The following is a 24,582-nucleotide window of genomic DNA, read 5'->3' on the forward strand; positions in this document are numbered from 1 at the left end:
TTGTTGCGGTGCAGCAATAACTTGCTAGAATGGTGTTCCTTTCGAGTTGCTTTCGGAGAAAACCGATGTTTAATAACAAATCGATGGATGAATTCTTCCAGCAGCTTACTGAGACCAACCAGAAACTGTTGCAAAGCTGGGTTAACCTTTCACAGCCAGGTGAGCCAGCTGCCGATCTGGCACCTATGCAGCAGATGATGACCGGTCTGACGCAAAGTAATCCTTTTCTCGCACAACACAGCGATTTCTATAAACAGCAGCTTGATTTATGGCTGGGGCTGATTGGTGCCAAAGAAAAAGCACCTGTAGCCGTTCCGGAAAAAGGCGACCGCCGTTTCAATGCGCCGGAATGGGAGCAACCGCTGTTTGATTACATCAAACAGAATTATCTGGTGACTTCCCGCTGGCTCTTGCAAATGGTTGAGCAAGCGCATACAGATGATGCCGCTCGCGAGAAAATGAGCTTTTTTACTCGCCAGTATGTCGATGCGATGAGCCCGGCAAATTTTGCTTTTACAAATCCTGAAGTAATGAAGCTGGCTTTGGAAAGTAAAGGGGAAAGCTTGCAGGAAGGCATGAAGAAGTTAATGGCGGATATGCAGAAAGGCACGATCACCATGACGGATGAATCTCAGTTTGAGGTCGGCAAAAATCTGGGGATCAGCCCTGGACAAGTCGTCTTTGAAAATGAGCTCTTCCAATTACTGCAATACACGCCTTCTACCGCCAAAGTTTATTCCCGACCACTCCTGATTGTGCCGCCATGTGTAAACAAGTACTACATCATGGATCTGCAGCCTGATAATTCCCTTGTCGCGTATGCCGTCAGCCAAGGTTTTAAAACGTTCTTGGTTTCATGGAAATCCGTGACGCCTGAAATGGGCCATCTTGAGTGGGATGATTACGTTGAAAATGGCGTGATTACTGCTTGCGATGTGGTGCGTCAAATTGGCAAGGCAGAAAAAATCAATGTCTTGTCTTTCTGCATTGGTGGTGAATTGGTTTCTACCGCCATGCCGGTGATGCAAGCGCGTGGCTTGGATTGGATTGAATCGGTTACTTTAATGACTGTCATGATTGATCACACCGAGCCGGGCGATATTAAGCACTTTATTGACTGGAATCTGATTCGTAAGCGTGAGGCCCTGTTAAGTGAAGGGGGCGTGATTGGGGGTAAAGAGCTATCACGAACATTCTCTGCTTTACGCTCAAATGATTTGATCTGGAATTATGTAGTCAATAATTATCTGAAGGGTAAAACGCCTGCACCGTTTGATTTACTCTACTGGAATAATGACTCGGCCAATCTGGCCTTGCCTATGCATACTTTCTTTTTAAGAAATATGTACCTAGAAAATAACCTCATTAAACCCAATTCATTCAGCCTTTGCGGTGTGCCGATTGATTTAACCACCATTACAACGCCGACATATATCTTTGCTGCGCGGGAAGATCATATTGTGCCTTGGCAATCTGCATATTTAAGTACGCGTATTTTCAAAGGCCCGCTGCGCTATGTACTTGGGGCTTCCGGCCATATCGCGGGTGCGATTAATCCGGTAAAAGCCAATAAGCGTAATTACTGGGTGAATGAAGATTTATCAGGCGATTCGGAAGCATGGCTGAATGGTGCGGAATCCCGCCCCGGCAGCTGGTGGCAGGATTGGAGCCAATGGCTGATTCCATTTTCTGGCGAACAAATCGCCGCGCCCAAAACGCATGGAAATGCGGCCTTCAAGCCGATAGAACCCGCTCCGGGCCGCTATGTAAAAGAGCGCTTAGATTAATGAAATAAGTCGTGCCACTTTGTCTTTTTCTTTTTGCTGAAAGAATAAGAGAGTAATAAGCGATTATTACGCTGTAAATGATGGCAGATTAATTCTGCTGATAAATGCATTGCTTAATCAGCTGTTGGGTCAATGCCCAAAACAGCCTTTTAAAAGGGAAATACCGCATGACTGAGATCGTGATTGTTGCTGCTGGTCGTACTGCTCTGGGCAATTTTGGTGGCGGGCTGGCTAAAGTGCCGGCTGCAGAATTAGGTGCGACAGTAATTCGTGGCCTGCTGGCTAAGACCGGCGTAGCAGCAGACCAAATCAGCGAAGTGATTTTAGGTAATGTGCTGACTGCGGGCCTAGGCCAAAACCCGGCGCGTCAGGCGCTGCGCCGTGCAGGGCTACCTGATGCAATCCCCGCTTTAACCATTAATCAGGTGTGTGGTTCAGGCTTAAAAGCAGTGGCTTTAGGCGTGCAGGCCATTCTATCTGGTGAAAGCGAGATTGTGATTGCAGGTGGTCAGGAAAACATGTCTGCTTCGGCGCATATTCTGCCAGGCAGCCGTGATGGCTTTCGCATGGGCAATACTGCGCTGGTCGATACCATGGTGTATGACGGTTTAACCGATGCCTATAACAACTACCATATGGGCGTGACCGCCGAAAACATCGCCAAAAAATATGGCATTACACGTGAAGAGCAAGATGCTTTGGCTTTGTCCTCACAAATGAAAGCCGCTGCAGCGCAGGAATCTGGCCGTTTTGCAGAAGAAATTTTCCCAGTGGTGATTCCGCAAAAGAAAGGCGATCCAATTGTGTTTGATAAGGATGAATTTATCAAACCCGCCACTACAGCAGAATCGCTGGCTAAATTGCGCGCCGCTTTTGATAAAGAAGGCACCGTAACCGCAGGCAATGCATCAGGGATTAACGATGGCGCTGCTGCCGTGATGCTGATGAGCGCGGCTAAAGCAAAAGAGCTGGGCTTAACCCCGCTGGCTACCATTCGCGCTGCAGCTTCTGCTGGCGTGGATCCAACCATTATGGGCATGGGCCCGGTGCCTGCCACACAACGTGTATTAGCGCGTTTGGGCTGGAATATTGATGATCTTGATTTGATCGAAGGCAATGAAGCTTTTGCTGCACAGGCCATTGGTGTAGGCCGTGAATTGAAATGGGATTTAAATAAAGTAAACGTGAATGGTGGTGCAATTGCTTTGGGCCATCCAATTGGTGCATCGGGTTGCCGTATTCTGGTGACGCTATTGCATGAAATGCAACGTCGTGATGCTAAAAAAGGCCTTGCCACATTATGCATTGGTGGTGGTATGGGTGTTGCACTGGCAGTAGAGCGGGTTTAATTTTTTTTAATCCTCCCCAAAAAAAGCCTCCGATATACCGGTAATGCCGTTCACTTAAGGTCTGTTTTCAAGATTTTTCGTGTCGGATAGCGCTTCGGCTGGGCTTTGACTACACGGGGGCATTCTCGCCCCCGTCTTCGTCCTGCAAGTAGTAAATCTCCAACCCGATTACGCTGATTTAACAGCTTTTTCGGTAACGTACCTGGGCTATTCAACGCCAACCAACTCCACTCACACAGTAAGTAGCGCAGCGCCATCTTGAAGCTCAAATCCGTCGCCGCAGCGCCCGCTTCTTTTGCGATTTCAGCCATCTCCAAGCGCACCAAATTATACGCAATCAGTGCTCCCCAAATCTCTTGTCGTACCCGTTCTGGCGTGCCGCTGCGCAAAGTAATTTCGTCGCCCAACATCGCCTGCTTGATTTCTCGATAACTCGTTTCTATGCGCCACCGCTCGCTGTATTGAGCCGCAATTTCACTCGCAGGGTACTTTTCTGCCTCAAGCAACGACGTTAATAAGATACGCTTTTGTCCTTGTCGAGTGATCGCTTCAATCGCACGAGCTTCCCAATACTCTGGCAAATCAGCTCGCTTGGCTCTGGCTTGCGGTGAGACTTTCATTCGCACCCGATAATCGTGAGGATCATTACTCAGGCGCTCCCACTGGGTATTGCTTTTGGCCGGAATCAACCAATGCCGCTGCCGACCTAGCTGTTGCAAGGGCAGCAAAATCTCGGCACTTAAAAAGCCTTTGTCGAATAGGGTCAATGAGTTATCTGGAATTTGTTCGATGATGTCATGCGCGTAGCGCATCTCATTTTTGCCGTACTCACCGAAGACGGCCTCTCGTACTAAGTGCGTTGCCAGCGCCGTGAGCGTCACTGCGCGCACCTGCGGATAGCTCGATACCACGCCTGAGGCGTAACTTTGTGCACCAAAATGAGCGCGATTTTCTGGTGAGTCTGCGGCACGTAGCGTCGTGCCATCGACGGCGTATCGACTCAAGCCACGCCAACTCTGTCCGCGTTGATGGCGCTCATCCCAAGCCGCAGCACACAAGCCGAATAAGAGCGCTAAGGGTTCTTCACCTAAGCGTTGCCGAGCTTGGGTCAGACTACTGGCGGAGATGTCTGGATTGATCTCATCAGGCAAAATCAAATTCAAATGAGCGACCACCTCGGGCATGGATTGGCGACGAAACAAGGCCATGGCAATCACGAGCCAGACTACGCGTTCAGCAGGCATTTTGCGGCGTCGCACGCTGGCCGTTCCGGTTGCAGTGAGCGCATCGTTGAGCCAGTTGGGGTTAATGCCGCGAGCGAGGATGGCGGGGTCAAAATCTTCAGGGGAGCGAACACGATGGCTGGGCATAAACAAATGCAAATTTAAACAAAAGGGCGTAATGATAAGCATAAAAAATGCCGCTCACTTGGCTTAAGTGAACGGCATTACCGATATACCGGGGGCTTTTTTCTTAGGGATTTACATAATGAGCAGAAAAAATAAATCGTGTATCTTGATTCAATCATTTTAAAGTTTTGAAATTGCAGTAAAGAAAACAGCATTTTTTCTAAAGATGTGCTGCCAGCAAAGATATTGTCTATAAATAAGTGAATATCATCTGATGATGTAAATACAAGGTTACTTTATTTAAAAGGAAAGTACCTATGCCAATGAATAGCGTACGGCTGGATTCCAGCCTAGTCAGCCCTCATCCAGATCACTGGGAAGTCGCCGCAATTGCGCTTGCCTTGCAAGAAGGTTTTGACTGGCACTATCGTTTATTCAGGGAATCCAGCCGTAAGGCCAAAGTCCATTTTATAGAGGGAGATTTTCATGCCCAGCGTGCAGAAGTGCGCGACAGAATCGCTTTTTATGATTTGCGTGTCATAGAAACGGCAGACCGGCTAAAGCAGGATTTTAATGCCGATAGCTTGCCGGATGCGACATGGTCTAAAGTAAAACTCTATTTTATTGGTTTACTGATTAATCACCAGCAGCCCGAGCTGGCCGAAACGTTTTTTAATTCGGTATGCTGCCGTATTTTGCACCGCACTTATTTTCATAATGATTTTATTTTTTATCGTCCGGCCGTCTCTACAGAATATATAGAATCAGAACCACCTATTTATCGCAGCTATTACCCTATTCAAACAGGGCTGAATGCTACGCTGGCCAATATGTTTACTGATTTTAATTTTGAGCTGCCTTTTGTAGATTTAGATCGGGATGTACACCGCCTGCTGCGGGCCTTGCACAAGTTTTTAGGCCGCTGGCCAGAGTTTGCGCTGAATACCCAAATTCAGGTATTAGCCTCGCCTTTTTATCGCAATAAAGCCGTTTATATTATTGGCAAAGCCATTCATGAAGATTTAGAAATCCCCTTTGCCCTGCCGCTTTGCCGTGATGCAGAAGGAAAACTATTTCTGGATGCTGCGCTTTTTGAGCCATGGCAAATCAGCCATTTATTTTCCTTATCCCGTGCTTATTTCCTAGTCGATATGGAAGTACCATCGGCCTATGTGCGCTATTTGCAAAAGCTGATGCCGGATAAATCACGCGCCGAGCTTTACACCATGCTGGGCCTAGGAAAGCAGGGTAAAACCATGTTTTACCGTGAGCTATTTCATCATTTACGCCATTCCTCTGATTCCTTTGTCTTTGCGCCAGGCACCAAGGGCATGGTGATGATTGTATTTACCCTGCCCTCTTTTCCTTTTGTATTTAAAATAATTAAGGATGTTATTGCTCCACCCAAAGAAGTAGACCGGGCGATTGTAAAAGCCAAATACTTATTGGTTAAACAGCATGACCGGGTTGGGCGCATGGCCGATTCATTAGAATTCTCGGACGTGGCTTTACCCAAAGAGCGTTTTAATGAAGCGCTTTTAGATGAAATCCGTAAATTAGCGCCATCCATTTTAGAGGAAAGCGAAGATAAAGTGATTTTGCGGCATCTTTATATTGAAAGGCGGATGACGCCATTGAACATCTTTATAGAGAAACGCCAAGATGAAGAAATTGCCAGTGTGATTGAAGATTATGGCAATGCGCTGCGCGAACTGGCCATTGCCAATATTTTCCCTGGCGATATGTTGTTTAAAAATTTTGGTGTGACCCGTGAAGGCCGAGTGGTGTTTTATGATTATGATGAAATTGAGTATATGACGGATTGCGATTTCCGCCGTATTCCTCCTCCACCTGCGCCAGAGTTTGAAATGAGCAGTGATACCTGGTTTAGCGGCAATCCGAATGAAGTGTACCCGGAAGAATTCGGCACTTTTTTGTTAGGCCGTCCGGATGTCAAAAAAATTTTTATGCAGCATCACGCTGATTTACTGACCGTACGTTTTTGGCAGCATGCAAAAGATCGGATTAAGCAGGGTTTTATTGAGGATTTTTACCCCTATCCTCAGGAAGAGCGTTTTGCAAAGCGCTACCCTGATAAGGCTAAGGGCGTGCCCGTCTGACTGATACAGAGATAAAAAAGGCAGGACGCCATGACTGGCCCTGCCTTTTTGCAGGCTGAAAATTATTTTACATCCAGCAATTCAACATCAAATACTAAAGGTGCATCCGGTGGGATTACATTGCCCGCGCCGCGCGCACCATAGGCCATTTCAGCGGGAATAATCAGTGTGCGTTTGCCGCCTGTTTTCATTCCAGCCACACCTGCATCCCAGCCTTTAATGACGCGTTTTGCTCCTAAAGGAAAGCTGAAAGGGGTTTTCCCTACTGAGCTGTCAAATTGCGTGCCGTGATTTTTATCGGCTTTAGCATCATAAAGCCAGCCTGTGTAATGCACGGTAACCGTGCTGCCTGTTGTAGCCACTTTACCGTTTCCGGCTTTTACATCAATCACTTCAAGCTTTGTGATGGGGGAGCTGGCTGCCGCTGCGGCCTGTGCATGTGTGATGCCGGCAAAGCAGAGCGCCATTGCAAATAAACGGGTTTTCATCAGATGAGTCTCCTTACATTATCTTGACTATAACATGCCATTGTTACTTAATTTAAGTAAGAGGGAGTGTATTTTTTTATGGAGCCGCTCAATGCACCGATAAGCACACAGCGGGTATGGATCAAAGCCGGGATTTACTTCCTTAGTATTGCCGTTTATTGATCGAAAATCTGCTTTGTCATGTAATCACTGATCAGCCTGTTTAATAAATATTTGCAAGTCGCTTAGGATAAATCAGCCAGTGCGCTATATTTCAGCATCGATAGTCTCTTTGTGTAAAAATGAGGCAATCGCATATGTTTTGGCTCATGAATAAGGCTGTAAATGGAAAAGAGCAGAATAAAAAATCTACCACTGGCAAAAGAATTATTGCTGCTGAATGTGCTTGGTATCGCAAGTACATTGCTCGTTTGCCTTGCCTTGTTTTCTATTTCTTATAGTTATCTTGCTGTGCAGCGTTTAAAAACGGAGGCCATCGTCAATGCCAATATTCTGGCTGCAAATATTGCACCGATGCTGATTTTTAATGATCAGAAAGCAGCTAAAACCCTAGTTCACTCATTTATCACTACACCTGATCTTGCCTATTTAAGTATTGTAAATACGCAAAATCAAATTTTTGCTGATTGGGGCGCTTTGCATAAGGATAGCCAGCTCTTTTCGTTTACTCATATTTCTAATCAGCCACTCACAGATATGTCTTTTGATCATATTGCGGTATTGGTGCCGGTATCGCTGGATGGGGAGCTGCTGGGTGCGGTGCAATTACAGATTGGTTTTGATGCGGTTTACCGAGAAACACTGCAATTTTTTTTACTTGGGCTGATATTAACGGCGATTGCGATTGTAACGGCTTCTATTATTTTAAACCGCTTGCAGGTCAGGGCATTGGCCCCTATTTTTGAGCTGTCTACTGTTGCAGAGAATGTCACATTACAGCGTGACTACAGCCTTCGTTCCAGCTATATCAGCAATAATGAGCTTGGCAGATTGTCTTTTCATTTTAATCAGATGCTGGCAAAAATTGAGAAATGGGAAAACGATATTAAAGAAGAGTTGAATCAAAGTAAGGAATCAGAGCGGTGTTTAGATATTCTTGCAAATTATGATAATTTAACTCAGCTGCCTAATCGTCATTATTTCCACCAGGCTTTAGCAACAACGGTGGGGCGTTCTATTTTAGAGAATCAGTTTTCAGCGCTCATGTTTATTGATTTAGATAACTTTAAATATGTAAATGATCAATTCGGGCATGAGGCCGGTGATTTAGTGTTAACGATTATTTCCCAGCGTTTAAAAAATATTTTACGTAGCACTGATATGCCTTGTCGCTTAGGAGGGGATGAATTTGCGGCTATTTTGCCGCAAATTGCGGATGAAGAAGCCGCTAAAATTTTAGCGGAAAGACTGGTCGCCGGGGTAAAGCTGCCGATTATTGTTCATGGTGAAGTGATGCCGGTTGGTATCAGTATTGGTATTGCGTGCTGTCCTTTGCATAGCGATGATCCAAAAACTTTGCTGCACTATGCTGATCTGGCCATGTATCAGGCTAAAAAGGCAGGCAAAAATACTTTTTGCGTTTATTCTGAAAAAAAATGAAATCACTGTTTATTTTATTATTTCTATTTAGTCTTGCCCGGGCAGATTCTGGCGGTCCCAGCCTTGAGGATTTGCTCGATACGGCTTTAATTAACCCTCCCCACAATGTAGATGTTTCAACGGCATCTAAATTTTCTCAGGGGATAAAAAATGCGCCATCGGCAGTCCGGGTGATCAGTCGGGATGACATCCAGCTGTTTGGCTATCGCACTCTTGGGGAAATATTACGCAGTATGCCTGGCCTGTTTACTAGCTATGACGGCCAGAATACATTTCTGGGGGCCCGTGGCGTGGCTATTCCGGGTGATTACAATACCCGCGTATTGATTTTAATTGATGGAATCCGTTTAAATAATAATGTATTTGACAGTGCTTTTGTGGGAAATGAATTTCCACTTGATGTTGATTTAATTGATAGAGTTGAATATGTGCCCGGCCCGGGATCCGCTATTTATGGTAATAACGCTTTCTTAGGCGTAGTTAATGTATTAACGCGGGGGGCTGCCAGCTTGCGTGGTGCGGAAGCCTCGCTTGAATATGGAAGCTTTAATACCAGTAAATTACGTGCCAGTATGGCGAGCCGTTTAGATAATGGTCTTGAGTATTTAATTTCGGCCAGCCAGTTTTACAGAGGCGGCCCCAGCCATCCTTATTATATGGATTATGCTGTGCCTGCTCCAGAATTTAAGGGAGACCCAGTTATAGACAGCGATTTAAGCCGTTATCTCTTTACTAAAATATCATTGGATGGCTTGCAGCTGACCGGTGCATTTTCCAGCAGGGAAAAAACCAATCCAGTTTTATTTGGCTCAATTGATTCGCCTCTGCTGAGTATTAAAAATGGCACATCTGTAAATGAGAGCCAGCGTTCACTGATTAGTTTAAGTTATGATTTTGAATTGTTTTCAAACTGGAATATGCAGGCGCGTTTGAGCTACCACGAGGAAGAATATAAAGGCAGTTTCCCTGTTTATTTCGATTCTGAAACGATGTTTTTGGATAAAGAAAATGCGAAGGGCCGCTGGTGGGATGGCGAATTGCATGCTTTATATAATCAGCTGCCAGGCCATAAAATTTTATTGGGCGTTGAAGGCCGGGTGAATGCAGAACAATTCTGGAGTAACTACGCTGAGGGTTTAAATTGGGGAAAGCCAATAGACCAGTCTTCCAGTCACTACGCTTTTTTTGCTCAGGATGAGTATACTTTTGCGGACAGTTTTACTTTAATTGCCGGTGCCAGATACGATTACACTGAGTATGGTGAGCATCTTAATCCCCGGCTGGGTTTAATTTGGAACCCGATGGATAAAACAAATATTAAATTATTGTATGGTTCCGCTTTTAGAAATCCTAATTTTTTTGAGCAAACCCGAAATACAGAAATTAGTTATCCTGAAGCAAAAGCAGAAAAAATCACAACGCTTGAGCTGGTGGCAGAGCATTATTTAACCCCCAGTACTAAATTAAATGGATCTGTTTATCATTATGAAATGAATGATTTAATTGGCCAGGCGGCTACAGAGTATGGTCTGGTGTATACCAATTTAGAAAAAGTAGTCAGTACAGGGTTTGAAACTGAGCTGGAACAGCGATTTGAGGCTGGAATTCAGGCAAAGATGGCTTATTCATTACAAAAAACGGAGATTGGTAATGAGGTAGCGTTGTTTAATTCGCCGCGGCATATGCTGAATTTCAAATTTTTATTGCCATTTGCTGGTTCACGCTGGAAATTAGCCACGGAGCTGAGATATATCAGCGGTAGAGAGATTTTCTTTGGTGAGCTGCCAAAACAATGGCTGGCAGATATCGCGCTGAATGGTGAGGTCAGTAAAGACTGCTCTGTATCACTCTCTGTGCATAATCTTGCTGATGTGTCGTATGAAGAGGCGACAAGGTATATTAATTTTGATCGGTTTTCATTAAAACAAGATGGTCGTGATATTCGGCTTAAAATCAATGTCAGGTATTAATAATGGCTAAGCTGATATTGATGCTGTTATTTTCACTGCTCTCTGCCCGTGTATGGGCTGCTGCAGATGAAATAGAATTAAAAGCGAATTTTATTTTTCGCTTTGCTCAATTTACAACTTGGCCACCTCCGCCAAATAAAGAAATCCTGCTTTGTGTTTTAGGGGCTAGAGGGATTTATGATGAATTGGATAAATTTAAAGACAGAAGAATAAATGGTAATCCGGTTAAAGTTGTAAAAGTTTCGTCTGTGAAATCGGCAACAGACTGCAATGTGCTTTTTATTGGTGCTCAAGAGCGGATTAATCTGGCGGTGGTTTTGCCTTTACCTATTTTAGTGATTGGTGAAAATGCAGAAGCATTTGAAGAAAAAGCGATGATTGTATTGGTGACCGAGCCCAACCGCATTAGTTTTAAAATTAACCGCTCACAGGCTAATCAGGTTGGTTTGGTGATGAGTGCACAATTGCTTAAATTGGCAAAAGAAGTACGCTGAATCAGGGTGAAACTGAAGTGTCTATTCAGCAGCGGCATGGCTGCTGTTGCAAGCAATGTTGCGGTGTGGAAAAGGCCAGCGCTCATTTCGCTGGCCTTTTTACTGATTAGTGTTTAGTTAAATCTTCAAACACTTTGCTTAAGCGCTTTACCGATACCGGATAAGGCGTTTTCAGCTCCTGAGCAAATAGCCCAACGCGCAGCTCTTCGATCATCCAGCGGAATGGGGCAAGCGGGGTGGTGTCCCGGCCTTCTTTTTCCCATTTCAGCATTTCTGCTTCCCAGCGCTTATACAGCTCGTTGATTTCCGCACCGCGCTGGCCGTCTCTTTGTGGGTTGGCAACGCGTTTTTCGGCGCGGATACGCATGGCTTTTACGTAGATGGGCAGGCGGGGTAATTGCTCCCACGGGGTTTTGTGTAAAAAGCCTTTAAATACCAGCTGGCCGAGTAATTCTGTCATGGCGCTGGCAAAGGGCGATGGTTTGGCGATCAGTTTATTCAGCGCCACGTATTCGGTGGTCAGCTCGGCCAGGATGCGCATGACCGCATCACGTACTGAGGGCAGGCGGACTTTGGCGCGGGATTTCTGGCTGTCGAATTCTTTGGGCTTACGTGGGGCATCGTCTTCGCCAATAAAGGCGCGATCACAAATGCAGGCCACGATGTCTTCCATTAGCTCGTCGCCATTACACACACCGCGTAGCTGTAAAGCCAGCGGGTTAAAAGTCGGCAGCGATTTAGGCAGCTGTTTAACATGGTCTTTTAGTTCAAACTTCAGCAGGCAAATCACCCCGTCCCGATGCGCTGCAGCGGCGGCGTATTCGGTATCAAACAGGCGAATGGCTACCGCGTCTTCTTCAGGCACAAGGCCAGGGAAGCCGGTAATCGAGCGGCCTTGGCGCTTAAAATTGATTTTGGCCGGCAGATCGCCGAAATCCCATTTCATAATGCCGGTTTTTTCGATGCTGATGCTGTCGTCCGCCGCATCGCGGAAGGTCATTTGTGCCGCCTCACCCAGCTGGGCACGCAGGGCGATCAGGTCACGGCCCTGCGCCAGCTCCTGGCCTGCGTCGTCCACAATTTTGAAGTTCATTTGCAGATGCGGTGGTAGATCTTTTGGATTGAACTCATCACTGGGCACAATCAGCCCCGCGCCACGGCCCACTGCTTGCGCCAGTTGCGGTAGCAGTGGCTCGGTTCTGGAGGCTTTATCCAGAGCGATTAGCATCTTGGTGGCGAATTCTGGCACCGGCACACAGATACGGCGGATCGATTTAGGCAGTGATTTAATCAGGAGGGTGATTTTTTCGCGAATCATGCCCGGCACTAGCCAGTCAAAAATAGCGTGGTTGACGCGATTTAACAGATGCAGCGGCAGGGTGATGGTCACCCCATCTAGCGGGTGGGCTGGCTCAAAGCGGTAAGAGAGCGGCAGTTTGGCCTCGTTCAGGCGGAAAAACTCCGGGAACTGCTCTTCTGTTACCGCATCTGCGCCGTGCTGCATTAAATCATCGCGGGCCAGGAATAGGTGCTGGGCATTGTCCCTCTCGATTTGCTTACGCCATGCCTCAAAACCCGCTCCATTGACGATGTCGGCTGGAATTTTGGCGTCAAAAAATGCAAACAGCGCGTCATCGTCCACCAGCACATCTTGGCGGCGGGCTTTGTGTTCTAAATCTTGCACATCCAGAATCAGCGCTTTATTGTGCTCAAAGAATTTGGCGCGGCTGTTGTAATTGAAGTTCACCAGCGCTTCGCGGATAAAAATCTCGCGTGAGGCAACGGGATCAATTTTGCCAAAATGCACACGGCGTTTGGGCACAATCGGCAGCCCGTACAGGGTAACGCGCTCACTGGCGTTGACTTGCGCTGAGGTTTTTTCCCAGTGCGGATCAAAATAATGGCGGTTCACTAAGTGGGCAGCGATGCGCTCCACCCATTCTGGCTCGATAGCCGCCACGCAGCGGCCATAGATCTTGGTGGTTTCAACCACTTCGGCGGCGATAATCCACTTTGGCCGGGCTTTTTTCAGGCCAGAGCCGGGGAAAATATTAAATTTAATCCCGCGTGCGCCAAGGTATTCGTCGTTTTCTGGCTGTTTAAAGCCGATATTGCCCAGTAAGCCTGTCATCAGCGCTTTTAAAATCTGCTCTGGCGTGCCAGGTGCAGCTTTCAAGTCATTGACTTGTAAATCCATATCCTGACAAATTTCGGCGAGCTGGCGGTGTAAATCCCGCCATTCACGTAAGCGCAGATAAGATAAAAAGTGCTCGTGGCAGAGGTTGATCAGCTGACGATTGCTGGTTTTATTATCCAGTGCCTCGTTAAAGAATTCCCACATGCGTAAGAAAGACAGGAAGTCGGATTTATCATCCACAAACTTAGCCTGTGCACGGGCCGCAGCTTCTTTGGCGTCGAAAGGGCGCTCGCGCGGGTCTTGCGCCGATAGCGCCGATGCAATAATCAGAATTTCGGCTAAGCAATGCTCATCGCGCCCAGCCAGCAGCATACGGCCAATGCGCGGATCGACCGGCAGCCGGGCCAGTTGCTTACCAATGGGGGTTAGCTGGTCTGCCATATCGACTGCACCTAGCTCACGCAGCTGCTGATAGCCGTCACTGATTAAACGGCTGGATGGCGCTTCTAAGAAAGGAAAGTTATCGATATGACCCAGTTTTAACGCAGCCATACGCAAGATAACCGCTGCTAAAGATGAGCGAACGATTTCCGGATCAGTAAATTCGGAGCGGTTATTAAAGTCAGCTTCATCATAAAGCCGCACGCAAATACCCGAGGCTACCCGGCCGCAACGGCCAGAACGCTGGCGAGCCGAGGCTTGGGAGATTTTCTCAACCAGAAGCTGCTCCACTTTTGCCCGCGGTGAATAGCGTTTAATCCGTGCATGCCCCGAATCCACCACATAGCGGATGCCCGGAACGGTGAGCGAGGTTTCGGCCACATTGGTAGCCAGCACAATGCGGCGGCCACTGCTGGAACTTCTGAAAATCCGCTGCTGATCTTCGTTGGATAATCGTGCAAACAGCGGCAGAATTTCGGCGTCGCGCAGCTTGGCTTTGCGCAGCTCTTCGGCGGTTTCACGAATCTCGCGCTCGCCTGGCAAAAACACCAGTACATCGCCACTTCCGTCGGTACGCCACAGGCCTTCAATGGCTTGCACGATGGCTTCTTCCATTTCCAGCTCTTGATCGTCTTCATCAATGGCATGCAAAGGCTGATAGCGCACTTCCACCGGGAAGGTGCGGCCAGAGACTTCCATGACAGGTGCACCGGCAAAATGCTGACTAAAGCGATCGGCATCAATGGTGGCGGAGGTCACAATTACTTTAAGCTCGGGGCGCTTAGGCAGCAGCTGCTTGATATAGCCGAGTAAGAAATCGATATTCAGGCTGCGCTCGTGTGCCTCGTCGATAATAATCGTGTCGTATTTTAAGAGATAAGGATCAGATAAGGTTTCGGCCAGCAAAATACCGTCTGTCATCAGCTTGATATAGCTGGCATCGGTGGTTTTATCGGTAAAACGCACCTTAAAGCCCACGGCGTTTTCAGATTTTAATTCCTGGCCGATGCGCGTCGCCACCGATCTAGCGGCTAGGCGGCGCGGCTGGGTGTGGCCGATCAGCCCATGTACGCCACGGCCCAGCTCCAGACAAATTTTTGGCAATTGCGTGGTTTTCCCCGAGCCGGTTTCACCGCACACAATCACCACCTGATGCTTGGCAATTGCGTCGCTTAGTTCGTCTTTACGCTGATTAACCGGCAGATTTTCATCGAACTCCGGGCGCGGCAGGCGGCTTCTGCGCTGCTCGCTTTTGGCCAGCGATTTGGCAATCCCTGCTTCCAGCTCGCGCAATTCCTTATCGCAAGGCTGCTGCTTGGCTTGCCGCTGATTCAAGCGGTGCAGCAGGCGCTCCAGATGGCCTCTGTCGGTTAATTGCGTGTCGGCAATTTGCTGAAGGTAGTTTTGCTCTGGAAGAGGACTAGACGCGCTGCCGGTGGCCGTGGAATTCATCGCTGGGGTTAAGCTTGTACAGATAAGAAGGCGGCGATTTTACCATGCGGGCCTCATGATGCTAAGGCGATAAATAGCAAGGGCTAGAATAAGGATCAGGCAGACTTAGTTTAAATCATCGCTTGATTGTCATCAGTGGCTCTTAAACTACTCTTTTTTTATGATTAATTGAAATCATGTTAAGTGAATTACTCTGCTCATTTTTTGAAGTGGCCCGCCAGGGGAGTGTGGCATTAGCTGCGAGGCAGATTAAATTAAGCCAGCCGACAGTTACTTCAAGAATTCGCCAGTTAGAAGAGATTTATCAAATTGAATTGTTTTACCGGGGCGGTGCACGCTGGGTATTAAGCGATGCGGGCATTCGCCTGATGCCTATGGTAGAGCGCTTATTACAGGAAGAAGCCAATATTGATTTTACCCTGCGAAATGCAGGGGGCGCTCAGCAGGGTAATTTGCGTATTGGTGCAACGGGGCCTTATTTTATCAGCCACAGCATTGCCCGTTTTCATGCTGCTCATCCGCAAATTCAGCTTTCTATGCAATTTGGCAATTCTAAGGAAATGCTGAAGGCATTAAATGAATATGCAATTGATGTCACTGTTTCTTCAAAAAAAATGGAAGATGCGCGTTTAAACTGTATTTTGCTGGCTGCAGAGCCTTTAGTTTTGGCGATCAGAAGCGATCATCCATTGGCTAAGCAAAAAGATCTGGATATTGCTGATTTAGCCAGAGTCCATCTTTTACTACGTGAAGAAGGCTCTGAAACACAAAAGCTGACTCAGCAATTTTTGCAGGAATATGGGATTCAAGCCAAATCAAGTTCGTGTATTGCCAATGGCGAGGCCATCCGGCAGGCGATTATTCATGGCTTTGGCGCGAGCATTATGTCTGAAGGTGAAGTGCCTGATCATTCGGCTCTCTGTACTTTGCCATTCAGACAAACCAGTCCTTTGATTTATGAGTATCTTTATTATCTGAAAGACAGAGAAAAAGTGCCTTTAATTGCCGCTTTTCTACGGCACATTACGCCTTTGGTTTAAATTTTTACTGGCAGAGGAGGGCTAAAGTAGATATCGATAAAGAACACGAAAAGTAGGATAAAAAACGAGTTATTGTTTTTGGTTTCCTCCGTGTAACTCTGTGTTCTCTGTGCCCTCTGTAGTTCAATATTTGGTTTTTTTTTGCATAAAAAAACAGCCCCTGAGGGCTGTTGAAATGATGCGGTTTAACTGGCTCGTTTTCTATACCTCATCACAGTTCCTGCATTAGTCGGGTCGCTGATGGAGTGTTTTCCGGTTTCTACCCTGCCTGCAAAGCGCCTTACAAAGCCATTGCTGCCTGTTACGCTAAAGTCGTACCAATGGCTGCTTTCGTATAAAGGCCATGAATGTTCAGCATTTGCGCCAGGTGCGATGGTGACAGGCCATGGGCCGTCGGTGCGGTAGTCATTGGCGGTGATGGTGAGTGCGGCATCCTTGCTGCCAGTGTTTTGCAGCTGCAGGTAAACATCGCCATTCACATAGTCATAGCAAACACGGATTTCCGGATTACTTTCCTGGCTGTTGGTATTGCCCTTAAAGTGGCGGTGAAAGCCGTTCGGCCCCAGTACCCATAAATCGTATAAACCCTGATCGCCCGTGGTATTCCAATCGTCTGATAACAACTTACCAGGCTCGACAGTATAGCGACGTGGGCCACGATCTAGATGCAGCTGATCGTAAACATGAAATACGCCTGTGGCCTTGCCGGTATTGCTAAAAATCAGCCACATTTTGCCGTTGGCGGCTTCGCTGCGGCCACTGGTGTGTAATTCATAAGGCAGGGCGCGCGATGGCCGCGTGCCCTGGTTTTGCCTTGGTAATACCGGGACCAGCGGCGCAGCAGGCTTGGGTAGCTTACTTTGGTTCAGCACAATCGTATCGGCCTGGCTGGTGCTGGGCATAGGGGGCACGGTAGTGTCATTGGGTGCGGCAAAGTTAAATGCCGACATCAAATCACCGCATACGGCACGGCGCCATGGGCTGATATTGGGCTCGAACACGCCAAAGCGGTTTTCCAGAAATTTAATCACCGAGGTGTGATCGAATACTTCTGAATTCACCCAGCCGCCCTTGCTCCAAGGTGAAATCACATACATTGGCACGCGCGGGCCTAGGCCATAAATCTGACCATTTGTGTGGTAATCAAGCTGGGTATCAACGGTTGATTTACCCGCGTAGCTGCCATCTGCATTTTTTGCCGGGGCGGCGGGTGGCGGGACATGATCAAAAAAGCCGTCGTTTTCATCAAACATCACAAATAAAACCGTTTTGCTCCAAGTATCCGGATTAGCGGTAAGTGCGTTTAGCACCTGCTGCGTGTATTCCGCGCCTTGGATCGGGCTGGATGGGCCGGGGTGCTCTGAGTATTTTCCGGGGGCAACCAGCCAGGAAACTTGCGGCAGCGTGCCGCCAGCTGCGTGGGTGGCAAATTGCTCCATGGTCCAGGTGGACATGCCATTTCGCCACAGGCTGCTGTCTGGTTTGGCGCGGCGGAAGTTTGCAAAGCCTTCCACCGAGTTGTCGCCAAAATTATCATTAGCATCCTGATAAATACGCCAACTTACACCGGCTTCTTCAAGCCGTTCCGGATACGTGGTCCATGAATATTCAGCCGGGGACGTTTTACTTTCTCCGTCATTATTAATGACAGGGCCGCCGTTTTTGCCACTTGGGTCAATCATGCCGGTCCACAGATGCAGGCGGTTTGGATTAGTGCCGCCGTGAAACGAGCAGTGATAGCTGTCGCAAATGGTAAAGGCATTAGCCAGTGCAAATTGAAAAGGCAGGTCTTCCTGGCGGTAATAGCCCATCGAATACTGAGTCTTAAATTTTGGCCATTCATCCATACGCCCGCCTGCCCATGCACTTTGTGCGTCAGGCATTAAATGGGGCGTGCCAGGTACGCGTTGTGCGCTGGTGAGACGGGTATCCAGATGGAATGGCGGCATTTCTTTACCTGTTCCATCTTTTTGGTTCCAAACTGACTTGCCACTAGGCAGCGGAATGGGCAGCTTATCGCCAAAGCCACGCACACCATGCAGGGTGCCAAAGTAATGATCAAAGCTGCGGTTTTCCTGCATCAGGATGACCACATGCTCTATATCGTTGATTGTGCCGGTTTGGGAATTCGCCGGAATAGCCAGTGCTTTCATAATGCTGGGCGGGATAAATGAGAGCGCCGTTGCGCCCCCCGCTGTTTTTGCCGCAAGGCTTAAGAAATTTCTGCGATTAATTGCTTTCATTTTATAAATAACCTGTTGTGCTTCAGATGAGCCGATCGCTCAGAATTAAGGGGCGCAGTGCAAAGCGGGCGGCTGGGGCTGATTGCCAGAGCTTGTCGCCGCGGAGGCAGCCGTGGCCGTTGCAGAGGCGGGCTTTGCGCTATCTTTTGCCGGGGATTCATCGCTATTACATGCGGCGAGGCCAAGCAGAAGCAGGCTGCTGGCAAGGCTCAGCAAGCGTTTACGGGTGATGTGCATCATGCTTTCCATTGATTAGGGATTAAACGATTTCAGTGATTTACCGGTCGTGGCTAGGCCTAAAACATCGTCTTGGCTGAGTGTCCGATTCCAGATGGCTAAATCGCTATAATCAAATGAGCCTGCTGTGCCGCCTTTGCCTGCAGTTACATAATTGCCCTGAGCGTCTTCATTAATCCCTAAAATATTCAGACCGGTAAATTTGCTTAAATCAAAAGCGGAAAGATTGGCTGTTGCTGTTTGCAATGGGCGATTAGGATCGGCAATAAAGACTTGTGCTGTTTTCTTTAATGAATCCACACTCATCACTAAATAAACCCAGCTGTTTGCAGTAAATGAAAGCTGTGGATCAACGCGGTTTTTGCCATCGCCAATATTAAATTTAATGCTGTTTAAATACTGGCCAAAGGCAAAGCCTATATTGGCTCCGCTCTTGTAATCTTTATTGGCAATCACCGGCACATCATTACGCAGTGCATCAGAGCGGAACCAAAAACCAATAGAGAAGCTTGGGTTTTTAGTGAAATCAACCACTAAGGGTGCTTTAAACCCTCCATCGCAGCTGGCGCAGGCAGGAGTGCTGCCATTGGATGTAGATTGCAGGGCTTTATTTGCAAACGGGCCATTTACATAATTGGCACTTCGTCCTGCAATAAAGCTTGTTAATGCAGGGTTGGTTTTATTGGCGTTCAGGGTGCTGTCTAAAGAGAAGTACTGGGCTAAGCCCACTAAAATACTTTCATCCAGTGTGGCTGGTTTTATATAGTCAATTTGAGCTAGATAAGAGGTGAGCGTTTTGCCTGCGCTTAAGGTGTAATTAAATTTATACAAGCCGTTTTTGGAAACATCTAAAGCATTGTCCGTAAAGTTATTTACACCCGCCGGCAGCTCTTTAATGAACTTGCCATTACGATAAATACGCACAGGCTGTTGTGATTTCCAGCTGAGGGTAATGCTGCTGCGATCTGGGTTGGCTCGCGCTTGTAATTGTTTAACAGCAGGGGCTTCTAATAAAGAAACACCATCCATTTTATGGTTTTCGGCTGTGTTACTGATTGATAAATAATTCAGCAGAGTAGGCGCAATATCGGCTTGGCTGGCATAGCTATACCAATCAGCAATATTTGCCGGGGCTTTCAGTGGCACGCCTGTAACTTTTTCAGCTAGGGGTTTATTCATGGCGATAAAGCCAGCTTGATTTGAAGGCCTTGGCAGCCCGTCACTATTGCCCCCTTCGCTCAGCCCGTGGCTGGAGGTCAGGATCAGCAGCCAGTCTTCATTATTTAGTTCCTGGCGCTTTTTAATGGTTTCAATTAAAGCACCAATTTGCTGATCTAATGTTTTGAGTGTCTGTTTATAATCATTTGCAAGGCCGCGGTGTAATGCTGTTTCTTCCGGGGCGTGCAGATTGGAAACCACTAAATTAAAATTGCCGCTGTTAATAGCTGTTTGGGTGGATGAAACCACGCAGCTGTCAAAGCCTGCACAATCAATTGCATTACTTAATTGCCCGGTATTGATATCCAGTTTTAATAATTTATTTAAGGTGCCCCAGCTGGCAATGCTGGTGGACTGGGCCTGATTTAATTGTTTGAATACAGAATCTGTTTTGAATACTTGCCCTGCGTAATCAGAGCGCACTTCATGTCGGTTGGCCCAAGCCCCGCTTAAGATGGATGCCCAGCCCGGGCCGCTGAGTGTTTGCTGCTGGGTGGCAGAGCCTGCAATTCCGCCTGCATAGCTTGGGCTTAAATTGAGCTGTGCAATATTGCTTAATTGCTTATTCGCGAGTGCATCAAGTAGAACATCGTATTGGATACCATCCACACCAATCAGGAGCGCTTTTTTAGTGGCAGGCCCAAGAGGGGGTTGTGGTATTTGTGTAGGAATCACCGGAGTGCCCGGAACGGGGGCGGGCGTTGGCACAGGGCTTGGGCTGGGAGGAATGGTTGGAACGGGTGTAGGTGGCAAAGTGGGTACATTGCTTGGAACCGGGGCCAGCGTGGGAACAGGATCGGGTGTTGGATTGGGGTTTTCTGGCACAGGTGCAGGGGTAACAACAGGGGGAGGCACCGGGCTGGGGGTGGTTACACTGCCTGGTGTGCTGGGGTTTGTGCTAAGAGGGGTATCTTCAGAAGAATTACAGCCGCTGATCATGGCACTGGAGAGTGCGAGCGTGATTGATAAATAAATACTTTTAGACATTGGTGTGATCTTCCTCGGGCGCGTGTAAAACAATGGATTAAAAATAAATTAATCAATTTTTTGAGCATATTGAATGCTGTCTATGGCGCTTAGCATAAGGAGGAGGGGTGACCTGCGGATTAAAAAAAACTTAAGTTTTATAAGTACCCCATTAAGTTTTTTTTGAGTGTGACCAATTTATATTTTTAATATTATTTATTTGTTGCTGAAGGCGTGGTGGCGGGACTTAGGCCTTTGCAGGTGGGGCGTATGCATGAATGGGGTGGGATACGATTTAAAAATAAAGTGCTCTGCATTTTTTGCATAAAAAAATAGCCACATCGCAGGATGTGGCTATTTGCAGGCTTGGGTAAAAAAGATTTCACCTCTTTTTTGCACCGTGCAGACTGGCGGCTCGGGGATTATTTAAAAATCACCAGCTGGTTTGCCATATTGGTGAGTTCAATAATCTGATAATTGCTGGAATCGCCATTGGGATCGATTAAGCTTGTTAGTGTTTTTCCGGTCAGCTCTTTATTGGTCTGGCCTAATAAAGCTTCAGCGCCTTGGTTGGCAAAGGTAATCACGCCCTGTTCAATTAATACAAAACGCACAGGTAGCGCATCAGCTACATTGCGAATCAGGCTTTGGATATCTTCCATCGCTGCTTCAGTGCTTTTTAAATGCGAAATATCCATTGCTATGGATAAAATATAGGTATTTTCATCGCGCACAATGGGCAGCTTGGTGATATCAAACCAGTGAACTTGATTGTCCGGCATCAGCCACGAATCTAAATGGCGAATCGTCTCGCCTTTTTCTAGTACATCTGCATCACCCAGTGTAAAAGGCTGGGGTGAATCAACTAAGCCCATATGTGATTGCACTAAAAGCTCATGGCCAAGCTGCGTTTGTGTTGCGTGATTAACCAGCAGAAAGCGCCCGTGTTTATCCCGCACAAAAATTAAATTAGGGCTGGAATCAATAATTTGATGCACAAACAATTGCTGGTTTAATAATGCCTGCTCGGTATCTTTGATATGTGTGATATCACGAATAACGGCCATGCAGTCTCTTGAGGATTGCGGCAATAAACGGGCCTCAAAATAGCGCTTAAGCTGATCGTTACCCCCATACTGGTATTCAAATGTTTGTGGCTTTTGTGTGCTTTGCACCGAAATTAAGGCTTCAAGGTATTGGCGTGAGATTCGGGCAGGAAACAGGCTGGATATTTTTTTATTTTCGGCGGTGGCCTGGGGATGAATGTCGGCAAAGCTGTGGTTCAGCGGATTAACACTGCGATTAGCAAAGCTGATACACCAGATTAAATCGGGCAGGCATGCTGAAAAATCATCGGCAAGCCGTGTTTCTGTATCTGGGCCAGATAAAATGCGTTTTTGTTTTTTTCGCAAAAAAAGGGCGAGGGCGCAGGCAAGAAACCATAGCTCCAGCGCATAGCCCATTGGGCTTGGCTGTTGTGCTAAAAGAAAGTGCAATGCCAAAATACCTGCAGCCAGTGCAAGGCAGATCATGCGCGTTGATAGCGCTGCGATCATGGCAAGGGGAGATTTCATATGCTGTGACCACCTTGCTAAGAGGCTGCTAGTTTAGCGGTTGAATCTCTTATTTGCGATGAATGAATCACAAAAAAACAAAAAATAGTGGTTGTGAAACAACAAATGAGCAATTAATTGGGATATAAAAGAATAATAGCGACATTGTTTTTCAGTTATGTGAAAAAAAATGCAATATTTGAGAAAGGATTTATTTATTTAGGAGAAAGGCAAAAGGAAGGGGGGTGGTGGGTGATGACGGGGTCGAACCGCCGACATTCTGCGTGTAAGGCAGACGCTCTACCAACTGAGCTAATCACCCATCTGTAAATCATTTAGCACACTGATCGATAGATCAAATGTACAAGGAAACGCTCTAGCAACTGAGCTAATCACCTACTGAACAACAATAATACTTGGCGGAGCGGACGGGACTCGAACCCGCGACCCCCGGCGTGACAGGCCGGTATTCTAACCAACTGAACTACCACTCCGCAGCGGTATATTTTAAGTCTTTACTACAAAAGCTTTTGGTGGGTGATGACGGGGTCGAACCGCCGACATTCTGCGTGTAAGGCAGACGCTCTACCAACTGAGCTAATCACCCATCTGTAAATTATTTAGTACACTGATCGATAGATCAAACGTACAAGGAAACGCTCTAGCAACTGAGCTAATCACCTACTGAACAACAATAATACTTGGCGGAGCGGACGGGACTCGAACCCGCGACCCCCGGCGTGACAGGCCGGTATTCTAACCAACTGAACTACCACTCCGCAGCGGTATATTTTAAGTCTTTACTACAAAAGCTTTTGGTGGGTGATGACGGGGTCGAACCGCCGACATTCTGCGTGTAAGGCAGACGCTCTACCAACTGAGCTAATCACCCATCTTTAAAACAATTTAAAACTTAATAATGATGTTGCTTGGCGGAGCGGACGGGACTCGAACCCGCGACCCCCGGCGTGACAGGCCGGTATTCTAACCAACTGAACTACCACTCCGCAGCGGCACCATTATTTTCTTTCTAAGCAACTTGCTATTTATAGTGGTGGGTGATGACGGGGTCGAACCGCCGACATTCTGCGTGTAAGGCAGACGCTCTACCAACTGAGCTAATCACCCGCTAAAACAACAAATCTTTACTTCTAGGTAGCGGCTCTGCTTACTGAGCTGCTTGCCCTGTCTCGAAAGAGGTGCGCATTAGATCACGCCGTAAAAAACGTGTCAACACCTTTTGAATGAAATATCTATGCGGTAGTCAGTTACGGGGGTTTACGGTATAAATGTTGATTCCCATTTGTGCAAAGTACCTTGCCTTCGTGAAAGCTTTCCGTGTGTCTCATATCACTACTCTTATAGCAAAAGTACAGCCAGCCTTACTTTGCATCCTGTTGTGGCTATTAGCCGGCTTGTTTTGGCGTGTTTTTGAGCCAAGTCCGAGTGCTTTACGTTTGATTTTACCTGCTGAAATTTCTGCTCAAAAAGCCCAGGATTTTTCTGCTGCTCAAGATTGGTTTGGCAGCGAGGCTGGCCAGATGGCTGTTGCGCCAACGATTCAGGCAAAGCTTTTAGCGGTTATTGCCGGTCAAAAAGGATATGGCGCTGCTATTTTTACGGGATTGGAGGCCAGTGCGGTGGCGGCTCAGGTAGGCCAAACCCTGCAGGGCAATATAAAACTGTTAGAAATTGCCAGCGATCACGTGGTGCTGGATGACAACGGCCGCCGTCAGACGCTGATGCTGGAGGGTCATAATGCGATGGCCCCTGTTGTTTCTGGCACAGGTGTGGCCGTGGTTCCAGGTGTGCCAGTTGCCGCAGCAGCTACTCAGACTTCTCTTTCCCGTGGTCAGTTGGCTGGCGCGATGCAAGGCGCCAATGTGGCCGATTGGGCGAAGGGGTTGTCTGCCTATCGCGAAGGAGGCATCCAGATTGATAATATCGCTGCTCAGCCTTTCTCTAGGCTTTTGCAATTGCAAAATGGCGATGTGATTAAAACGATTAATGGCCAGAATGTGGCCCAGGTCGCCGATATTTCTCTGATTTACACTGTTTTTAGTCAGCAGCCCCAAGTGTTGCTCGTTGTGCTTCGCAACGGCAGCTCGGTCAATTTGCAATATCTTATTCAGCCTTGAG

At 47.3% G+C, this 24,582-nt stretch carries 15 protein-coding genes and 7 tRNA genes; 8 read left to right on the forward strand and 14 right to left on the reverse strand.

The window, feature by feature from the left end; translation table 11 throughout:
• Window positions 1-65 precede the first annotated feature (65 nt).
• Window positions 66-1,787, forward strand: a complete 1,722-nt coding sequence (locus tag DYD62_RS04130; RefSeq protein WP_115226198.1) for a PHA/PHB synthase family protein — start codon at window positions 66-68, stop codon at window positions 1,785-1,787.
• A gap of 167 nt (window positions 1,788-1,954) precedes the next feature.
• Window positions 1,955-3,136, forward strand: a complete 1,182-nt coding sequence (locus DYD62_RS04135) for an acetyl-CoA C-acetyltransferase (RefSeq protein WP_115228194.1) — start codon at window positions 1,955-1,957, stop codon at window positions 3,134-3,136.
• 50 nt (window positions 3,137-3,186) lie between these two features.
• On the opposite strand, the gene DYD62_RS04140 is transcribed toward DYD62_RS04135, so the two are convergent.
• Window positions 3,187-4,548: an IS4 family transposase gene (locus DYD62_RS04140; RefSeq protein ID WP_207916853.1), complete on the reverse strand. Its 1,362-nt coding sequence runs from the start codon at window positions 4,546-4,548 to the stop codon at window positions 3,187-3,189.
• Window positions 4,549-4,802: 254 nt separating this feature from the next.
• Between DYD62_RS04140 and aceK the strand changes: the two genes are divergently transcribed.
• Window positions 4,803-6,605 (forward strand): bifunctional isocitrate dehydrogenase kinase/phosphatase, encoded by a 1,803-nt coding sequence (gene aceK / locus DYD62_RS04145; protein ID WP_308418347.1) that lies wholly within the window; start codon window positions 4,803-4,805, stop codon window positions 6,603-6,605.
• A 62-nt stretch (window positions 6,606-6,667) separates the two neighbouring features.
• Here aceK and DYD62_RS04150 read toward each other — a convergent pair whose 3' ends face one another.
• Complete coding sequence (locus DYD62_RS04150) at window positions 6,668-7,012, reverse strand: FKBP-type peptidyl-prolyl cis-trans isomerase (protein WP_233702928.1); 345 nt, start codon at window positions 7,010-7,012, stop codon at window positions 6,668-6,670.
• Between the two features lie 405 nt (window positions 7,013-7,417).
• Here DYD62_RS04150 and DYD62_RS04155 point away from each other — a divergent pair, with 405 nt between their 5' ends.
• The 3 genes from DYD62_RS04155 to DYD62_RS04165 are packed head-to-tail and all read left to right on the forward strand — an operon-like array spanning window position 7,418 to window position 11,156.
• A complete protein-coding gene (locus DYD62_RS04155; RefSeq protein WP_115226200.1) occupies window positions 7,418-8,692 on the forward strand; it encodes a sensor domain-containing diguanylate cyclase in 1,275 nt (424 codons plus the stop codon).
• A complete protein-coding gene (locus DYD62_RS04160; protein ID WP_115226201.1) occupies window positions 8,689-10,662 on the forward strand; it encodes a TonB-dependent receptor plug domain-containing protein in 1,974 nt (657 codons plus the stop codon). Before DYD62_RS04155 ends, DYD62_RS04160 begins: the two co-directional genes overlap by 4 nt.
• Window positions 10,663-10,664: 2 nt before the next feature.
• Window positions 10,665-11,156, forward strand: coding sequence for a YfiR family protein (locus DYD62_RS04165; protein ID WP_115226202.1), 492 nt, complete (start codon window positions 10,665-10,667; stop codon window positions 11,154-11,156).
• 106 nt (window positions 11,157-11,262) lie between these two features.
• On the opposite strand, the gene hrpA is transcribed toward DYD62_RS04165, so the two are convergent.
• On the reverse strand, window positions 11,263-15,186 hold the full coding sequence (hrpA, locus tag DYD62_RS04170; RefSeq protein WP_115226203.1) for an ATP-dependent RNA helicase HrpA: 3,924 nt from the start codon (window positions 15,184-15,186) through the stop codon (window positions 11,263-11,265).
• A gap of 176 nt (window positions 15,187-15,362) precedes the next feature.
• Between hrpA and DYD62_RS04175 the strand changes: the two genes are divergently transcribed.
• Window positions 15,363-16,226 carry a LysR substrate-binding domain-containing protein gene (locus DYD62_RS04175; RefSeq protein WP_115226204.1) on the forward strand — a complete coding sequence of 288 codons (864 nt, stop codon included), beginning with the start codon at window positions 15,363-15,365 and terminating at the stop codon, window positions 16,224-16,226.
• A 185-nt stretch (window positions 16,227-16,411) separates the two neighbouring features.
• Here DYD62_RS04175 and DYD62_RS04180 read toward each other — a convergent pair whose 3' ends face one another.
• From DYD62_RS04180 to DYD62_RS04230, 11 genes are all read right to left on the reverse strand, one after another.
• On the reverse strand, window positions 16,412-18,469 hold the full coding sequence (locus DYD62_RS04180; protein WP_115226205.1) for a phosphocholine-specific phospholipase C: 2,058 nt from the start codon (window positions 18,467-18,469) through the stop codon (window positions 16,412-16,414).
• 45 nt (window positions 18,470-18,514) lie between these two features.
• On the reverse strand, window positions 18,515-18,709 hold the full coding sequence (locus DYD62_RS04185; RefSeq protein WP_132038725.1) for a hypothetical protein: 195 nt from the start codon (window positions 18,707-18,709) through the stop codon (window positions 18,515-18,517).
• Window positions 18,710-18,721: 12 nt separating this feature from the next.
• Window positions 18,722-20,911, reverse strand: a complete 2,190-nt coding sequence (locus DYD62_RS04190; RefSeq protein WP_115226207.1) for a LamG-like jellyroll fold domain-containing protein — start codon at window positions 20,909-20,911, stop codon at window positions 18,722-18,724.
• A 401-nt stretch (window positions 20,912-21,312) separates the two neighbouring features.
• Window positions 21,313-22,464, reverse strand: coding sequence for a PAS domain-containing protein (locus DYD62_RS04195; RefSeq protein ID WP_115226208.1), 1,152 nt, complete (start codon window positions 22,462-22,464; stop codon window positions 21,313-21,315).
• Between the two features lie 225 nt (window positions 22,465-22,689).
• A tRNA-Val gene (locus tag DYD62_RS04200) sits at window positions 22,690-22,765 on the reverse strand.
• A gap of 95 nt (window positions 22,766-22,860) precedes the next feature.
• Window positions 22,861-22,937: transfer RNA gene (locus DYD62_RS04205), tRNA-Asp, on the reverse strand.
• A gap of 37 nt (window positions 22,938-22,974) precedes the next feature.
• Window positions 22,975-23,050 (reverse strand) — tRNA-Val (locus DYD62_RS04210).
• A 95-nt stretch (window positions 23,051-23,145) separates the two neighbouring features.
• Window positions 23,146-23,222: transfer RNA gene (locus tag DYD62_RS04215), tRNA-Asp, on the reverse strand.
• 37 nt (window positions 23,223-23,259) lie between these two features.
• Window positions 23,260-23,335 (reverse strand) — tRNA-Val (locus DYD62_RS04220).
• A gap of 38 nt (window positions 23,336-23,373) precedes the next feature.
• Window positions 23,374-23,450, reverse strand: a tRNA-Asp gene (locus DYD62_RS04225).
• A gap of 45 nt (window positions 23,451-23,495) precedes the next feature.
• Window positions 23,496-23,571 (reverse strand) — tRNA-Val (locus DYD62_RS04230).
• A 212-nt stretch (window positions 23,572-23,783) separates the two neighbouring features.
• Here DYD62_RS04230 and DYD62_RS04235 point away from each other — a divergent pair.
• The gene (locus DYD62_RS04235; protein ID WP_165928763.1) at window positions 23,784-24,581 is read left to right on the forward strand and encodes a type II secretion system protein N; all 798 of its coding nucleotides are present in this window, start codon (window positions 23,784-23,786) and stop codon (window positions 24,579-24,581) included.
• Window position 24,582: the final 1 nt, after the last annotated feature.

It is taken from the genome of Iodobacter fluviatilis, from assembly GCF_900451195.1.
GTDB lineage: Bacteria > Pseudomonadota > Gammaproteobacteria > Burkholderiales > Chitinibacteraceae > Iodobacter > Iodobacter fluviatilis.

Coding starts and splice junctions, on each gene's coding strand:
- DYD62_RS04130 (WP_115226198.1), top strand. CDS start 66: ATGTTTAATAACAAATCGATGGATGAATTCTTCCAGCAGCTTACTGAG.
- DYD62_RS04135 (WP_115228194.1), top strand. CDS start 1,955: ATGACTGAGATCGTGATTGTTGCTGCTGGTCGTACTGCTCTGGGCAAT.
- DYD62_RS04140 (WP_207916853.1), bottom strand. CDS start 4,548: ATGCTTATCATTACGCCCTTTTGTTTAAATTTGCATTTGTTTATGCCC.
- aceK (WP_308418347.1), top strand. CDS start 4,803: ATGCCAATGAATAGCGTACGGCTGGATTCCAGCCTAGTCAGCCCTCAT.
- DYD62_RS04155 (WP_115226200.1), top strand. CDS start 7,418: ATGGAAAAGAGCAGAATAAAAAATCTACCACTGGCAAAAGAATTATTG.
- DYD62_RS04160 (WP_115226201.1), top strand. CDS start 8,689: ATGAAATCACTGTTTATTTTATTATTTCTATTTAGTCTTGCCCGGGCA.
- DYD62_RS04165 (WP_115226202.1), top strand. CDS start 10,665: ATGGCTAAGCTGATATTGATGCTGTTATTTTCACTGCTCTCTGCCCGT.
- hrpA (WP_115226203.1), bottom strand. CDS start 15,186: ATGAATTCCACGGCCACCGGCAGCGCGTCTAGTCCTCTTCCAGAGCAA.
- DYD62_RS04175 (WP_115226204.1), top strand. CDS start 15,363: ATGTTAAGTGAATTACTCTGCTCATTTTTTGAAGTGGCCCGCCAGGGG.
- DYD62_RS04180 (WP_115226205.1), bottom strand. CDS start 18,469: ATGAAAGCAATTAATCGCAGAAATTTCTTAAGCCTTGCGGCAAAAACA.
- DYD62_RS04185 (WP_132038725.1), bottom strand. CDS start 18,709: ATGATGCACATCACCCGTAAACGCTTGCTGAGCCTTGCCAGCAGCCTG.
- DYD62_RS04190 (WP_115226207.1), bottom strand. CDS start 20,911: ATGTCTAAAAGTATTTATTTATCAATCACGCTCGCACTCTCCAGTGCC.
- DYD62_RS04195 (WP_115226208.1), bottom strand. CDS start 22,464: ATGAAATCTCCCCTTGCCATGATCGCAGCGCTATCAACGCGCATGATC.